This is a genomic window from Georgenia satyanarayanai (genome assembly GCF_900116375.1).
GTDB lineage: Bacteria > Actinomycetota > Actinomycetes > Actinomycetales > Actinomycetaceae > Oceanitalea > Oceanitalea nanhaiensis.
The window spans coordinates 579,784-595,693 of sequence record NZ_UETB01000001.1; the positions used below are offsets into that span (position 1 = coordinate 579,784).

At 73.4% G+C, this 15,910-nt stretch carries 9 protein-coding genes; 6 read left to right on the forward strand and 3 right to left on the reverse strand.

What is annotated here, in order from left to right; translation table 11 throughout:
• Positions 1–9 precede the first annotated feature (9 nt).
• The 3 genes from DSZ44_RS18175 to DSZ44_RS02540 all read left to right on the forward strand — a co-directional run bounded on the left by DSZ44_RS18175 (position 10) and on the right by DSZ44_RS02540 (position 5,975).
• Positions 10–1,692, forward strand: coding sequence for a hypothetical protein (locus tag DSZ44_RS18175; protein ID WP_181424510.1), 1,683 nt, complete (start codon positions 10–12; stop codon positions 1,690–1,692).
• A gap of 4 nt (positions 1,693–1,696) precedes the next feature.
• A complete protein-coding gene (locus DSZ44_RS02535; protein ID WP_110850989.1) occupies positions 1,697–2,998 on the forward strand; it encodes a class I SAM-dependent RNA methyltransferase in 1,302 nt (433 codons plus the stop codon).
• Between the two features lie 160 nt (positions 2,999–3,158).
• Positions 3,159–5,975: an aconitate hydratase gene (locus DSZ44_RS02540; protein ID WP_110850990.1), complete on the forward strand. Its 2,817-nt coding sequence runs from the start codon at positions 3,159–3,161 to the stop codon at positions 5,973–5,975.
• A 113-nt stretch (positions 5,976–6,088) separates the two neighbouring features.
• Here the strand turns inward: DSZ44_RS02540 and DSZ44_RS02545 are convergent, their stop codons facing one another.
• Positions 6,089–6,688, reverse strand: coding sequence for a DinB family protein (locus DSZ44_RS02545; RefSeq protein WP_110850991.1), 600 nt, complete (start codon positions 6,686–6,688; stop codon positions 6,089–6,091).
• A 259-nt stretch (positions 6,689–6,947) separates the two neighbouring features.
• Here DSZ44_RS02545 and dxs point away from each other — a divergent pair, with 259 nt between their 5' ends.
• From dxs to pflA, 3 genes are all read left to right on the forward strand, one after another.
• Complete coding sequence (dxs, locus tag DSZ44_RS02550) at positions 6,948–8,879, forward strand: 1-deoxy-D-xylulose-5-phosphate synthase (protein ID WP_110850992.1); 1,932 nt, start codon at positions 6,948–6,950, stop codon at positions 8,877–8,879.
• A 138-nt stretch (positions 8,880–9,017) separates the two neighbouring features.
• A complete protein-coding gene (pflB, locus tag DSZ44_RS02555; RefSeq protein WP_110850993.1) occupies positions 9,018–11,279 on the forward strand; it encodes a formate C-acetyltransferase in 2,262 nt (753 codons plus the stop codon).
• Positions 11,280–11,396: 117 nt separating this feature from the next.
• Complete coding sequence (gene pflA, locus DSZ44_RS02560; RefSeq protein ID WP_502530277.1) at positions 11,397–12,251, forward strand: pyruvate formate-lyase-activating protein; 855 nt, start codon at positions 11,397–11,399, stop codon at positions 12,249–12,251.
• Between the two features lie 91 nt (positions 12,252–12,342).
• On the opposite strand, the gene DSZ44_RS02565 is transcribed toward pflA, so the two are convergent.
• Positions 12,343–14,418 carry a 3-hydroxyacyl-CoA dehydrogenase NAD-binding domain-containing protein gene (locus DSZ44_RS02565; RefSeq protein WP_110850994.1) on the reverse strand — a complete coding sequence of 692 codons (2,076 nt, stop codon included), beginning with the start codon at positions 14,416–14,418 and terminating at the stop codon, positions 12,343–12,345.
• A gap of 187 nt (positions 14,419–14,605) precedes the next feature.
• Positions 14,606–15,835 carry an HRDC domain-containing protein gene (locus DSZ44_RS02570; protein WP_110850995.1) on the reverse strand — a complete coding sequence of 410 codons (1,230 nt, stop codon included), beginning with the start codon at positions 15,833–15,835 and terminating at the stop codon, positions 14,606–14,608.
• Positions 15,836–15,910: the final 75 nt, after the last annotated feature.

Below are 15,910 nucleotides of genomic sequence, written 5' to 3' on the forward strand. Positions count from 1 at the left end.
TGGCTGCCCGTGACCTCCGACCCCGCGGCCTTCCACCGGGCGCTCCTGGCCCGACCCCGTGGCAGGCAGCGGCATCCCGCACCGGCCGCGGCGCTCGTCGCCCTCGTGGCCCCCGCCGCCGGGGGCGTCATCATCGGGCTGGGCACGGCGACCGCGGAGCTCGCCCGGTGGGCCGTGCTCGGCACGCTGGGGGCGCTGGGCGTGCTCCTCCTCGCGCTCGCCCAGCTGCCCGAGGACACCCCGCGGGGCGTGGACGGCGTGCGCACGCCGGCGCTGCTCGCCGAGCGCGTCCTGCTCCTCGCCGCCTCCGCGGCCGTCGCCGCCGAGCTGCTCACCTCCGCCGGCCTCGCCGCGCCGCGCCCGCTCCTCGCAGCCGTCCTCGTGGCGCTCGCCCTCCTCGCGCGGCTCACCGTCGCGCAGCCTGCACGACGGCGGGTGACCGCCGGGCTCGGCGTGCTCGCGGCCGTCGTCCTCGCCGTCGTCGTCGCCGCGGGAGCGGGTGCGGCCGCGGGCGGCGCCGTGTCCGGGCTCCCGGTCACCAACGAGCTCGGCCGCTCACCTCTCACGCAGCTGCTCGCCGTGGGCGGGGCCGTCGCGCTCACCGGTGCGGTGCTCCAGCCTGCCCTGCTCGTCACGCGCGGGCGCGGCCTGCCCCGCGCGGGGGCCGCCGGTACGGCCGTCGTGCTCCTCCTCGTGTTCCTCGGTGCCGGCCTCGTGCTCGGCAGCGACCCGCTTGTGCTCGCCGTCGCCGACGCGGGGCTGGGCGGGTGGGCCGGTCCCTGGGTGGGTGTCGTGCTCGCGGGCGCGCTGCTCGCGGCGGGCGCGAGCGCGCTGTCGGGCGTGCCGCGCCCGCCCGCGACGTGGCTGGTGAGCCGGCGCTGGCCCGCCGGAGCCGCCGGCCGCCGGCTCAGCACCGGGGTGGCGGTGGCCGCCGCCGTCCTCGCCGCGGCCGCGGAGCCCTGGGGGCTCGTCGCGTGCTACGCGGCCGTCGTCCTGCTGCTCGCCGTCGTGGCGCTGCTCGCCGGACGCCGCGAGTGGCGGCGCCGGCTCGACGTCCTCAACCGGCCCGGGACCCGGCGCACCGCGCGCCGCGCCCGGGCGCTGACGGGCGCCGGAGCTCTTGTCGCCGGCGCCCTGCTCCTGCTCGCGGTGCCTCGCGGCTGGCCCGCACTCGTCGCCGTCGCGGCCGGGTCGGCGATGATGTGGGGTGTGAGCCGACACGACCGCGAGCTGCGCGCGCGCCTGGCCCTCGACCACGCGGCCGAGGACCGGCCGCTGCCGACGGTCGTGCGCGCCTTCGTCGTCGTCACCGAGCTCGACCGTCCGGCCGTGCGCGCGGTGGCCTGCGCACGGGCGATGCGGGCCACCTCGGTCGAGGCGCTCACCGTGCCCGGCGACGAGGAGGCCGCGGCCGAGCTGCGCCGGCAGTGGGCCGCGCTCGACCTGCCCGTCCCGCTCGTCGAGCTCGCGGCGCCCCCGGGCGACGCCGGCGCCGGGGTCGTCGCACACGTCGCGGCCGCCCGCCGCACCGAGCCGGACGGGCTCGCCGTCGTCTACCTGCCCGAGACCACCGCCAGGCGCCGGTGGCGCCGGCTGCTGCTCGGCAGCGGACCGCAGCGGCTGCGTGCGCGGCTGCTCGCCCTGCCGGGCACCGTCGTCACCACCGTCCCCTGGCCCACCGAGGAGAGCTGAGCACATGGACGTCCTGACCGGAGTCACCGTCGGCCCACCCGCCCACGGTGGCCACTGCGTGGCCCGCGTCGAGGGCCGCGTCGTCTTCGTGCGCCACTCCGCCCCCGGGGAGGTCGTCGACGTGCGTCTCACCGACGCCGGCGAGGGCCGCAAGTTCTGGCGAGGGGACGCCGTCGTCGTCCACGAGGCCTCCCCGGACCGCGGCCCGAGCCGTTGGCCCGAGGCCGGCCCGGGCGGCGTCGGCGGGGGAGAGCTCGCCCACCTCGCCCTGGCCGCCCAGCGCCGCTGGAAGGCGGAGGTCGTGCGCGACACGCTGCGCCGCATCGGCCACCTCGAGCTCGACCACCTCGGCCCGCTCGTCGTCGAGCCGCTGGGTGAGGACGACGCGCGCGAGGGTCTGGGGACGCGGACGCGCATCGACCTCGTCCTCGACGCCGCCTCCCGGCCGGGGATGTACCGCCACCGCAGCCACGACGTCGTGCCGCTGGAGCGGATGCCGCTGGCCGTGCCGGCCATCACCGACGCCGACCTCTTCGCCCCCGGCCGCTGGGACGGTGTGCCGCCCGGAACCCGCCTCGACGTCGTCGCCCCGAGTGACGGGCCCGTCGTCGTCCTCGCCGACGGCCGGCCGGTCGACCTCGCCGACCCCGCCCGGTCGCTCGCCCCCCGGCGCGAGGCGCGCCCGCGGCGTGGCCGTCGCGGCAGCAGCGCACCGGCGCGGGTGGCCGTGCACGAGCGGGTGGCCACCGCCGTCGGGGACCTCCACTACCGGGTCGACGCGACCGGCTTCTGGCAGGTGCACCGCGACGCGCCCGCCGCGCTCGTCGACGCCGTCCTCGCCGCCGTCCGCCCCGAGCCCGGGCAGCGGGTCGTCGACCTGTACTCCGGCGCCGGGCTCTTCACCCTCCCGCTCGCGCGCGCCGTCGGGGAGGGCGGGCGCGTGGACGCCGTCGAGGTCAACGACCGGGCGGTCAAGGACGCCCGGCGCAACCTCCACGACAGCCCGCAGGCCACCCTCCACGTCGCGGGCGTCACCGCCGGGGTGGTGCAGGGGCTGGGCAGCGGCGTCGACGCCGTCGTCCTGGACCCGCCGCGCTCGGGCGCGGGCACCGAGGTCGTCACCGCGCTCACCGAGCTGCGGCCGCGGCGGATCGTCTACGTCGCCTGCGACCCTGCGGCGCTGGCCCGGGACCTGCGCACCGCCGTCGACCATGGCTACGACGTCACCGCCCTCACCGGCTACGACCTCTTCCCGCACACCCACCACGTCGAGTGCGTCGCCGTGCTCGAGCCCCGCAGCAGCTGAGCCGGGGGGCGACGCGCCGGGCGGTTCGGCGTGACTTCACCGCCCCGACAAAGTATCTTGATGTCGAGATAACTTGTGGGTGGCGGCTGCTGCGACGGCTCCACCCGCGTGGGACGATGACCGACAGAAGCGCAGCAGCGAAGCGGCAAGAGGAGCAGATGTGAGCGTCGACAGCTTTGGAGCCCGCTCCACCCTCACGGTGGGCGAGCAGGACTACGAGATCTACCGCCTGGACGCGGTCGAGGGCCTGGAGCGGCTGCCCTACAGCCTCAAGATCCTCGCCGAGAACCTCCTGCGCACCGAGGACGGCGCCAACGTCACCGCCGACCACGTGCGCGCCCTCGCGACGTGGAACCCAGAGGCGGACCCCGACACCGAGATCCAGTTCACCCCCGCCCGCGTGGTCATGCAGGACTTCACCGGCGTGCCCTGCATCGTCGACCTCGCCACCATGCGCGAGGCGATGGCCGACCTCGGCGGCGACCCGACGAAGATCAACCCGCTCGCCCCGGCCGAGCTCGTCATCGACCACTCCGTCGTCGTCGACTCCTTCGGCAACGCGCAGTCCTTCGCGCGCAACGTCGAGCTCGAGTACGAGCGCAACGGCGAGCGCTACCAGTTCCTGCGCTGGGGCCAGACCGCCTTCGACGACTTCAAGGTCGTCCCCCCGGGCACCGGCATCGTCCACCAGGTCAACGTCGAGTACCTGGCGCGCACGGTCATGACCCGCGAGAAGGACGGCGTCACGGTCGCCTACCCCGACAGCTGCGTGGGCACCGACTCCCACACCCCGATGGTCAACGGCCTCGGCGTGCTCGGCTGGGGCGTCGGCGGCATCGAGGCCGAGGCCGCGATGCTCGGCCAGCCGATCAGCATGCTCATCCCCAAGGTCGTCGGCTTCAAGCTCTCCGGCGAGATCCCCGACGGCGCCACCGCGACCGACGTCGTCCTCACGATCACCGAGAAGCTGCGCGACCACGGCGTCGTCGGCAAGTTCGTCGAGTTCTACGGCGAGGGCGTGGCCGCGGTGCCGCTGGCCAACCGCGCCACCATCGGCAACATGAGCCCGGAGTTCGGCTCCACCGTCTCGATCTTCCCCGTCGACGACGTCACCCTGGACTACCTGCGGCTCACCGGCCGCGACGCCGCCCAGGTGGAGCTCGTCGAGGCCTACGCCAAGACCCAGGGCCTGTGGCACGACCCGTCCCGCGAGGCCCGGTACTCCGAGTACGTCGAGCTCGACCTGTCGACGGTCGTGCCCTCGATCGCCGGCCCGAAGCGTCCGCAGGACCGCATCGCGCTGAGCGGCGCCAAGGACCAGTGGCGCGCGGACATCAAGAACTACGTCAACGGCAAGTCCATCGAGAAGAGCGAGCTCGACAAGGAGCTCATGGACACCTTCCCGGCGTCCGACCCCACGAGCCCCGACCCCACCCACCACTCCTCGGAGGAGGGGCGACCGACGCACTCCGCCGTGGTGCCGGGGGAGGGCCGCCCGAGCCAGCCCGTGCGGGTGACCCTCGAGAACGGCACCGAGGTCGAGCTCGACCACGGCGCCGTCGTCATCGCGGCCATCACCTCGTGCACGAACACCTCCAACCCCTCCGTCATGCTCGGCGCCGCCCTGCTGGCGAAGAACGCCGTGGAGAAGGGCCTGGAGACCAAGCCCTGGGTCAAGACCTCGATGGCCCCCGGCTCGCAGGTGGTGACGAACTACTACGACAAGGCGGGCGTGTGGCCCTACCTCGAGCAGCTCGGCTACCACCTCGTCGGGTACGGCTGCACCACCTGCATCGGTAACTCCGGCCCGCTGCCGGAGGAGATCTCCGCGGCGGTCAACGACAACGACCTCGCCGTGGCCTCGGTGCTCTCCGGCAACCGCAACTTCGAGGGCCGGATCAACCCGGACGCCAAGATGAACTACCTCGCCTCGCCGCCGCTGGTCGTCGCCTACGGCCTGGCCGGGACGATGGACTTCGACTTCGAGAACGAGGCCCTCGGGCAGGACAAGGACGGCAACGACGTCTACCTGCGCGACATCTGGCCCAGCCCGGCCGAGATCGACGCCGTCATCGCGAGCTCGGTCAGCCAGGAGATGTTCGAGGAGGACTACGCCGACGTCTTCGCCGGTGACGACCGCTGGCGCGAGCTCCCGACGCCGGAGGGTGACACCTTCGAGTGGAGCGAGGACTCGACCTACGTCCGCAAGCCCCCGTACTTCGAGGGCATGGGCGCCGAGCCGGAGCCGGTCACCGACATCAGCGGTGCACGTGTCCTGGCCAAGCTGGGTGACTCGGTCACCACCGACCACATCTCCCCGGCCGGCGCCATCAAGCCGGACAGCCCCGCGGGCCGCTACCTCGCCGAGCACGGCGTGGCGCGCAAGGACTTCAACTCCTACGGCTCGCGCCGTGGCAACCACGAGGTCATGATCCGCGGCACCTTCGCCAACATCCGGCTGCGCAACCAGCTGCTGGACGGCGTCGAGGGTGGCTTCACGAAGAACTTCCTCACGGGGGAGCAGGAGTCGATCTTCGACGCGTCGATGGCCTACCAGGAGGCCGGCATCCCGCTCGTCGTCCTCGGTGGCAAGGAGTACGGCTCCGGGTCCTCGCGCGACTGGGCCGCCAAGGGCACCACGCTGCTGGGCATCAAGGCCGTCGTCGCCGAGAGCTTCGAGCGCATCCACCGCTCCAACCTCATCGGCATGGGCGTCCTCCCGCTCCAGTTCCCCGAGGGCGAGAACGCCGAGTCCCTGGGCCTGGACGGCACCGAGACCTTCTCGGTTACCGGCGTCACCGAGCTCAACGAGGGCCGCACCCCACGCACGGTCAAGGTGACCGCCGAGAAGGAGGGCGGCGAGACGGTCGAGTTCGACGCCGTCCTGCGCATCGACACCCCCGGCGAGGCGGACTACTTCCGCAACGGCGGCATCCTCCAGTACGTGCTGCGGACCCTCGTCAAGAAGGCTGCCTGACCCACGCGTGAGCGACGGGCCCCGGTCGACGACCGGGGCCCGTCCCCTTTCCCCTTCCGACCACCCTCCCGCCGACAGCGCACTTGTCGCCGACAGCGCACTTGTCGCCCGAGCTACGCGGGATCCGAGCGGTAGAGGTCCGTGAGGACGAAGATCTCCGAGCCGTGGTGGATGAGCTCACGGTTGAGGTGGAGCACGAGGTGCCCGAACGGCGCCGCGGCGTCGATCTCCGTCGCCTGGCTCAGCCCCACGGTCATGATCTCGTCGTCGGGTACCGACTCCACGCCCTCCCGCCATGCGCCCACCCAGCGGGCGAGCTCCTCGCGGGCGTCGTCGACGTCCCCGTGGACGACGACGTCCTGCCGCCGCCGCTGCCGCTCACCGAAGGTCCACTCCCACCGCTCGACGTACGTCTCGGTGAGGTGGGCGACGAGCCAGGCGATCGTCCGCGGCCCCGGCTCGTCGGGTCCCTCGGGCCACTCAGCCACCCACTCACCGGTCCCGAGCGTGCGTGGCGTCCGCGCCTCCCCGCGGCGCACGACGTTGAACGCCCCGGGCCGCGGCTCCCGGAGGAACTCCTCCTGGGTGACGGTCGCGAGCCTGCCCGCGAGCTCGAGCCAGGAGAAGCCGAGCTGTCCCAGGGCCATCGCCTTCGGGGTCGGCACCTCGAGGATCGACCAGTCGAACTCGGGTGCGCCGTAGTCGCCTCGCATCGGTGCGCCTCCTGGGGTGTGCGACGTTGCGCACACCGTAGTGCCCGACGGCGGGACGTCGGAAGGGGGACGCGCCGCCGTCGGCCTGACGGGCGGTAACCGCACTGTCGGCGGTCCGTGCGCTGTGGGCGGTAAGTGCACTGTGGGCGAGAAGTGGGCTGTCGGCGGGTGACGGAGATCGTCGGTGGGGGAGTGGGCGCGGGCGGGCGCTCCGACGTAGGGTGGGTCAGCGTGCTGTCACCGATCTGGAAGGGGAGCGATGAGTCTGCTCGGACGCATCCGCAGGCCCGCGGACCTGCACTCCCTGACCGGTCCTGAGCTCGAGGTCCTGGCCAAGGAGCTGCGCGACTACCTCGTCGACTCGGTCTCCAAGACCGGTGGACACCTGGGCCCCAACCTCGGCGTCGTCGAGCTCACCCTGGCGATCCACCGGGTCTTCGAGTCCCCGCGTGACCGCGTCGTCTTCGACACCGGGCACCAGTCCTACGTCCACAAGCTCCTCACCGGGCGGCAGGACTTCGCCGACCTGCGCAAGCGCGGCGGCCTGTCCGGCTACCCGAGCCGCGCCGAGTCCGAGCACGACATCGTCGAGAACTCCCACGCCTCCACCGCGCTCTCCTGGGCCGACGGGATCGCCCGCGCCCACGAGATCTCGGGTCAGAAGGACCGGCACGTCGTGGCCGTCATCGGTGACGGCGCCCTGACCGGCGGGATGGCCTGGGAGGCGCTCAACAACATCACCGAGGCGCAGGACCGGCGCCTGGTCATCGTCGTCAACGACAACGGCCGCTCCTACGCCCCCACCATCGGCGGCTTCGCCCACCACCTCGACGCGCTGCGCACCGCCCGCGGCTACGAGAAGGTCCTCGGCTGGGGCAAGCGCGCCCTGCAGCGCAGCGGCCCGCCCGGGCGGATGACCTACGACGCCCTCCACGGCTTCAAGAAGGGCGTCAAGGACGTCATCGCCCCCCAGGGCATGTTCGAGGACCTGGGCATGAAGTACATCGGCCCGGTCGACGGCCACGACCTCGCGGCCATGGAGTTCGCCCTGCGCCGCGCCAAGGCCTTCGGCAGCCCCGTCATCGTCCACGCGATCACCGAGAAGGGCCGCGGCTACACCCCGGCCATGGAGGACGTCGCCGACCGCTTCCACGCGGTCGGGGTCATCCACCCCGAGACTGGGCTGCCGGTCGCCCCCTCGCGCTTCGGCTGGACGTCGGTCTTCGCCGAGGAGATCGTCGAGATCGCCCGCAAGCGCAGCGACGTCGTCGCCGTCACCGCCGCGATGCTCGCCCCCGTGGGCCTCGCACCGCTCGCCGAGGAGCTCCCCGAGCGCGTCATCGACGTCGGCATCGCCGAGCAGCACGCGCTCACCTCCGCGGCCGGCATGGCCTTCGCCGGGCTGCACCCCGTCGTCGCGCTCTACGCCACCTTCCTCAACCGCGCCTACGACCAGCTCCTCATGGACGTCGCGCTGCACCGGGCGGGCGTCACCATCGTCCTGGACCGTGCCGGCATCACCGGCGACGACGGCGCGAGCCACAACGGCATGTGGGACCTCGCGCTGCTGCGCACGGTCCCGCGCCTGCGCCTGGCCGCACCGCGCGACGAGGAGACGATGCGCACCGAGCTGCGTGAGGCCGTGGACGTCGACGACGCCCCGACCGTCGTCCGCTACCCCAAGGGCGCCCTGCCCGAGGCACTGCCCGCGATCGGCCACGAGGGCACCGTCGACGTCCTTGCCCGCACCGCCGGCGACGGCGGAGCCCGGGTGCTGCTCGTCGGCGTCGGGGCCATGGCACACACCGCCGTCGCCGCCGCCGCGGCGCTGGGCGCGCAGGGCATCGGCTCGACCGTCGTCGACCCGCGGTGGGTGCTCCCGGTGAGCGAGGACCTCCTGGACCTGGCCGCCAAGCACGACCTCGTCGTCGTCGTCGAGGACGGTCTGGGCACGGGCGGGATCGGCAGCGCCGTGCGCGACGCCCTGGCGCAGGCCGGCCACGCCGTGCCGGTGCAGACCCACGGCCTGCCCCACGAGTTCCTCGACCACGCCGCCCGGCCGCAGATCGTCGAGCAGTACCACCTCCAGGCCCAGGACGTCGCACGTCAGGCGGCGGGCGCTGTCGCTGCCCTCACCTCCGACGCGGAGCAGCCGCTCGGCCAGCCCGCGGAGCGCGACACCCGTCCCTGAGGGTGTGCCCCGTCACACCGGGTTAGCGTCGTGTGAGGGGGCTTACGTGGGCCCTCGGGCCTAGGTCCCACGAGGGCGGCCGATCCGCTCCGTACGGTGGTTCTACCGGCACTCGCCGGGGAGGACAGGGAGGCAGCAATGGCTACGACCACGATCCACACGCCGCAGCAGACGGCGGACGCCTGGGCGGGCTTCGCGCCCGGCCCGTGGCAGGGGAGCGTCGACGTCCGCGACTTCATCCAGCGGAACTACACCGCCTACGACGGCGACAGCTCGTTCCTCGCCGGGCCCACCGAGCGCACCACCCACGTCTGGCGGACGCTCTCGGAGATGTTCCCCGAGGAGCGCGAGAAGGGCGTGTACGACGTCGACGCGACGACGCCGTCGACCATCACCGCCCACGCGCCCGGGTACATCGACGAGGACCGTGAGGTCATCGTCGGCCTGCAGACCGACGCGCCGCTCAAGCGCGCCATCATGCCCTACGGCGGGTGGCGCATGGTCGCGACCTCGCTGGAGACCTACGGCTACGCCGTCGACCCGTCGCTCGAGACGATCTTCACGACCTACCGCAAGACCCACAACCAGGGTGTCTTCGACGTCTACCCGCCCGACGTGCGCAAGGCGCGCAGCGCCCACATCGTCACCGGCCTGCCCGACGCCTACGGGCGCGGCCGCATCATCGGCGACTACCGCCGCGTGGCGCTCTACGGCGTCGACGCCCTCATCGAGGCGAAGAAGGCCGACCGCGCCCTCCTCGACACCCAGCGCTCGGTCGAGGACGTCATCCGCGACCGTGAGGAGAACAGCGAGCAGATCCGCGCGCTCCAGGAGCTCAAGGAGATGGCGGCCTCGTACGGCTACGACATCTCCGGCCCCGCCCGCACCGGCCGCGAGGCCGTCCAGTGGCTGTACTTCGCCTACCTCGGCGCGGTCAAGGAGCAGAACGGCGCCGCGATGTCGCTGGGCCGCACCTCGACCTTCCTCGACATCTTCCTCGAGCGGGACATCGCCGCCGGCGTCCTCACCGAGGCCGAGGCCCAGGAGATCATCGACGACTTCGTCATCAAGCTGCGGATCGTGCGCTTCCTGCGCACCCCGGAGTACGACGAGCTCTTCTCCGGTGACCCGACGTGGGTGACGGAGTCGATCGGCGGCGTCGGCGACGACGGGCGTCACCTCGTCACGAAGAACTCCTTCCGGATGCTCCAGACCCTGTACAACCTGGGTCCGGCGCCCGAGCCGAACCTCACCGTGCTGTGGAGCGAGGACCTGCCCGAGGGCTTCAAGCGCTTCTGCGCGCAGGTCTCGATCGACACCTCGGCCATCCAGTACGAGTCCGACTCGCTCATCCGCTCCCAGTGCGGCGACGACGCCGGCATCGCCTGCTGCGTCTCGGCGATGGGGATCGGCAAGCAGATGCAGTTCTTCGGCGCGAGGGTCAACATCGCCAAGGCCCTGCTCTACGCGATCAACGGCGGCCGGGACGAGAACAGCGGCAAGCAGATCGCCCCCGCCACCGAGCCGGTGACCGGTGAGGTCCTCGACTACGACGACGTGCTCGGCCGGTACGACGCCCTGCTCGACTGGCTCGCCGCGACCTACGTCGACGCGCTCAACTGCATCCACTTCATGCACGACAAGTACGCCTACGAGCGCCTGGAGATGGCGCTGCACGACCGCGACGTGCTGCGGACCATGGCGTGCGGCATCGCGGGCCTGTCGGTGGCCGCGGACTCGCTGTCGGCGATTCGCTACGCGACCGTGCGGCCGGTGCGGCGCGAGGACGGGCTCGTCGTGGACTACGAGGTCGAGGGCGACTTCCCGACCTTCGGCAACGACGACGACCGTGTCGACGACATCGCCGTCATGCTCGTCGAGCGCTTCATGGAGAAGGTCCGTCGCCAGCCCACCTACCGGGGAGCGGTGCACACGCAGTCGGTGCTGACGATCACCTCGAACGTCGTCTACGGCAAGCACACCGGCAACACCCCCGACGGGCGCCGGGCCGGGGAGTCCTTCGCCCCGGGTGCCAACCCGATGAACGGGCGCGACACCCACGGCATGCTCGCCTCGGCACTGTCGGTGGCCAAGCTGCCCTACTCCGAGGCGCAGGACGGCATCTCGCTGACGAACACGGTGGTGCCCTCGGGGCTGGGCCGGACGAAGGAGGAGCAGGTGGGCAACCTCGTGGGCCTCCTCGACGCCTACATGGGCTCCCAGGGCTTCCACATGAACGTCAACGTCCTCAACCGGGACACGCTCTACGAGGCGATGGAGAACCCGGAGAAGTTCCCGCAGCTCACCATCCGGGTCTCCGGTTACGCGGTGAACTTCGTGCGACTCACCCGCGAGCAGCAGCTCGACGTCATCTCACGGACCTTCCACGGCCAGGTCTGACCGTCCCGCTCCCGGCCCGCCACCACCGCGGGCCGGGAGCCCACCGCTCCGTCACCAGGGAGGAGACCCGTGAGCGAGGAGCAGACGCTCGTCAGCGGCGTCGTCGCCCCCGACGGCATCAACGGCGAGTACGTCGCCACCCCCGAGGACGCCGTGCCCCGGCTACGGCGCTCGGCGGGCACCGCCGGCCTCGCGTCGGTGGAGGAGATGGACCGCACCGAGCACCTCGCCGCGGTCCGCGCCGGGGACATCGGCTCGGTCCACTCCTGGGAGCTCGTCACGGCGGTGGACGGCCCCGGCACCCGCCTGACCGTCTTCCTCGCCGGCTGCCCGCTGCGCTGCCTGTACTGCCACAACCCCGACACGCTCCGGATGCGCGACGGGGAGGCCGTGCGCGTCGAGGAGCTGCTGCGCCGGGTGAGACGCTACGTGCCGGTGTTCAAGGCCACCGGTGGCGGGCTCACCGTCTCCGGTGGCGAGCCGCTCATGCAGCCCGCCTTTCTCACCCGGCTCCTCGAGGGTGCCAAGGCGATGGGCGTGCACACGACGATCGACAGCTCCGGCTTCCTCGGCTCCCAGGCGAGCAGCCGGCTGCTGGACGCGCTCGACCTCGTCCTCCTCGACGTCAAGTCCGGCCTGCCCGACGTCTACCGGGCGACGACGGGACGTGAGCTCCAGCCGACGCTCGACTTCGGGCGAAAGCTCGTCGCGCACGGCAAGGAGATCTGGGTGCGCTTCGTCCTCGTCCCCGGGCTCACCGACGGCTACGACAACGTCGAGGCCGTCGCCGACTACGTCGCGAGCCTTGCCACCGTGACCCGCGTGGAGGTGCTGCCCTTCCACCAGATGGGCCGCGACAAGTGGGAACGCCTGGGCGCCACCTACCAGCTCGAGGACACCCAGCCCCCGTCCCCGGAGCTGGTGGAGAGGGTGCGCGCGCAGTTCCGGACGCGTGGCCTGACGGCCTACTGACCCCCGTCCCGACCGCCCCCACCTCACAACTGGTGGGTTGGCTGACGCCTCGGACGGGCGCAGGCGTCGCCCAACCCACCAGCTGCGACGTTCAGGGGGTGGGCAGGGTGGCGACGCCTGGCTCCAGGAAGCGTCGGCCTGTCACTGCCTCGGACGTTCCTGTCCTGTCCAGGTAGGGGGCGATGCCGCCGTTGTGGAGGGGCCACCCGGCGCCCAGGACCATGGCGAGGTCGACGTCCCGCACATCGGCCACGACACCGTCGTCGAGAAGGAGACGGACCTCCTGGGCGAGGGCGCGACGCACCCGCTCGAGGACGCCGTCGGCGTCGAGCGGCTCGGGCAGCGGCCGGGAGCCGAAGAACCGGTCGAGGTCCTCGCGCACGGCCGAGGCGGCGCTGGGTCGCTCGTCGACGGTGAAGCGCTCGCCCTCGGCCACCATCCGCTCGAGCCCCGGAGAGTGCGGGTAGCGGTCCCCGAGGGTGCGGCGCAGCTCGTCGAGCACGTGCATCGCCACCGCGGGACCCACGAGCTGGAGGAGCTGGAGGGGCCCCATCGGCAGGCCCATGGGCCGCAGGGCACGGTCGGCCACCGACACCGGCGTGCCCTCCTCCAGGGTGCCGAGCACCTCACCGAGCAGCCGGACGAGCACCCGGTTGACGACGAAGCCGGGCGCGTCCCGGCACGCGACGGCGCTCTTGCGGGCGCCGGCTGCGACGGCGAAGGCCGTCGCGTAGGCGGCCTCGGACGTGTGGGGGGTGCGGACGACCTCGACGAGCGGCATCTGCGCCACCGGGTTGAAGAAGTGCAGCCCCACCACCCGCTCGGGGTGCTCGAGCCCGGCCGCCATGTCGGTCACCGACAGGGCGGAGGTGTTCGTCGCGAGGACACACTCCGGTCCGACGACGGGCTCCACCTCGGCGAAGACGCGCTGCTTGACGGCGAGCTCCTCGAAGACGGCCTCGACGACGAGGTCGCAGCCCGCGAGCTCGGTGAGGTCCGCGGTGGCCGTCACGCGGGCGCGCAGCTCCTCCGCCCTTGTCTCGTCCAGCCGGCCCGAGCGCTCCAGCCTGGCCACCTGGTCGTGGACGTGGCGCAGGCCGGCGGCGGCGCGGTCGTCGTCGAGGTCGCGCATGACGACGGGCACCCGCAGCGTCCGGGCGAGGAGGACGGCGAGCTGGCTCGCCATGAGCCCGGCCCCCAGCAGCCCCACGCGGCGCACCGGCCGCGCGAGCTCCTCGGAGGGGGCGCCGGCGGGCCTGCGGGCGCGGGCGCGGGTGAGGTCGAAGGCGTAGAGACCGGCGCGCAGCTGGTCGGACATGATGAGCTCGGTGAGGGCGAGGTCCTCGGCGGCGAAGCCCTCCGCGCGCGAGGCGGTGCGCGCGGCGGCCACGAGCTCCAGGGCGCGCAGCGGCGCGGGCGCCCCGCCCTCGGCACGGCGTGCCACGACCGGCCTGCGGGCGCTGACCGCCTGCTCCCAGGCGCCGGCGTCGGACGTGTGGTCGGTGCGCGCCGGGTTGATGGCGCCGGAGAGCACCTCGGTGACCCACGCGAGGGCGCCGTCGCGGAAGTCGTCACCGCCGCGCTGGACGCTGTCGACGAGCCCGAGGTCCAGGCCCTGCTGCGCGTCGAGCGTGCGCTGGCGGGCCGGGTTGTCGACGATCACCTGCAGTGCCGCCTCGGGCCCGACGAGCCGGGGCAGGAGGTAGCACCCGCCCCACCCGGGCACGAGCCCGAGGGAGGTCTCGGGCAGGCCGAGGGGCGCGGTGTCGGCGGCGGCCACGCGGTAGCGGCAGGCGAGCGCGAGCTCGAGCCCGCCGCCGAGGGCGAGGCCGCTGAGGAGCGCGAAGCTCGGCAGGTCGCGCAGGAGCGTGACGATCCGGTGACCGGCCTCGGCCACGGCACGCGCGTCCTCCACGCGCGCCATCGAGCCGACGGCGCGCAGGTCCGCGCCCGCCGCGAAGCAGCCCGGGGTGCCGGTGAGGGCGACGGCGGTGACCTCGCCGTCGTGCACGCGGGCGGCGCACGCGGCGAGCGCCTCCTCGAGGGCCGCGATGCTCTCCGGGCCGAGCGTGGCGGGCCGGCCGTCGGTCCCGGCCATGGTGACCAGGGCGAGCGTGCCGGTGGCCAGCGAGACGTTCTCGACGCTGATCGTCGTGGTGGGTGTCATCGTCACTCCCTCGTGATGGGTACCGACGACCGACAGTACCGGGTACCTCGCCCCGGCGTCTCCCTCCACCGCCCCGTCAGCATCGTCAGCTCCGACCCTGCGCCTGATCCGTCCGCTGTGCGCCCGTCGGAACGGGCGCACAGTGGCCCCAGGAGGCGCATGGTGCGGGGCAGGTGCCTGCCGCGTGTCAGGCGGTCCGCAGCGCCTCGGTGAGTGGCGCCGCCGTGAGATCCACCTGCCACGGGCGGGCACCCTGCTCCACGAGGGACTCACGTACCGCCGCCTCGTCCACGACGTCGGGCGGGGTCCAGGCGATCTGCCGCTGCACGGCGGGGGAGAGGAGGTTCTCCTGGGGCACGTCGTGCTCCTCGGCGAGGGCACGGACAGCGGCCCGGACGGCGTCGAGCCGAGCAGCGGCGGCCGGGTCCTTGTCCGCCCAGGAGCGGGGCGGGGGCGGCGTGCCCGTCGTGGAGGCCAGCCGGCGCGGCGGGTGCTCGGAGGCGGGCAGCGCGAGGGCACGCTCGACGGCGGACCACCAGTAGCCGCTGGAGCGCCGGGTCCCCTTGCCGGAGAACTCCGGCAGCGCGACGAGTGCCTGCTCGCTGCGCGGCAGGGCGAGAGCGGCGGCGACGATGGCGCGGTCGGGCAGCACGCGGCCGGGGGAGCGGTCGCGCTTGCGGGCCAGCTCGTCGCGCGCCTGCCACAGCTCACGGACCACGGCGATGCCCTGGCCGCCGCGGACGGCGTGCATGCCGGAGGTGCGACGCCAGGGGTCCACCCGCGGGGACGGGTCCGGGGCGAGACGTACGGCCTCGAACTCCTGGCGAGCCCACTCGAGCTTGCCGGTCTCCTCCAGGGCGGCAGCCAGCCGGTCGCGCAGCTCGACGAGGAACTCCACGTCCAGGGCCGCGTACCGCAGCCAGTCCTCGGGGAGCGGGCGGGTGGACCAGTCGGCCGCGGAGTGCTCCTTGGCCAGGGAGTAGCCGAGCTCCTCGGCGATGATCGCGCCCAGGCCGACCTTGCTGCGCCCGAGCAGCCGCGCGGCGAGCTCGGTGTCGAAGAGCGCGGCGGGGTACATGCCGAGGTCGTGGAAGCCGGGCAGGTCCTGGTTGGCGGCGTGCAGCACCCACTCGGTGCCGGCGAGCGCATCGCCGATCGCGCTCAGCTCACCGACCGCGATGGGGTCGACGAGCAGCGTGCCGACGCCCTCACGCCGCAGCTGGACGAGGTAGGTGCGTTGGCCGTAGCGGTAGCCGGACGCGCGCTCGGCGTCGGCCGCGACCGGGCCGGTGCCCGTGGCCAGCGCCTCGGCGGCGCGGGCGAGGCCGTCGCGCGTGGTGATGACGGGCGGGGTGCCCTCGCGTGGCTCGGTGACGGGGATCAGCGGGGGCGTCTCGGCGTCGACGGGCTCGGTCATGGGGGTCACGGTATGCCCGGTGGGTCGGCACGGCCGCGTCGGCGCGCGGCCGGGGCGGAGACCGTGACGAACACC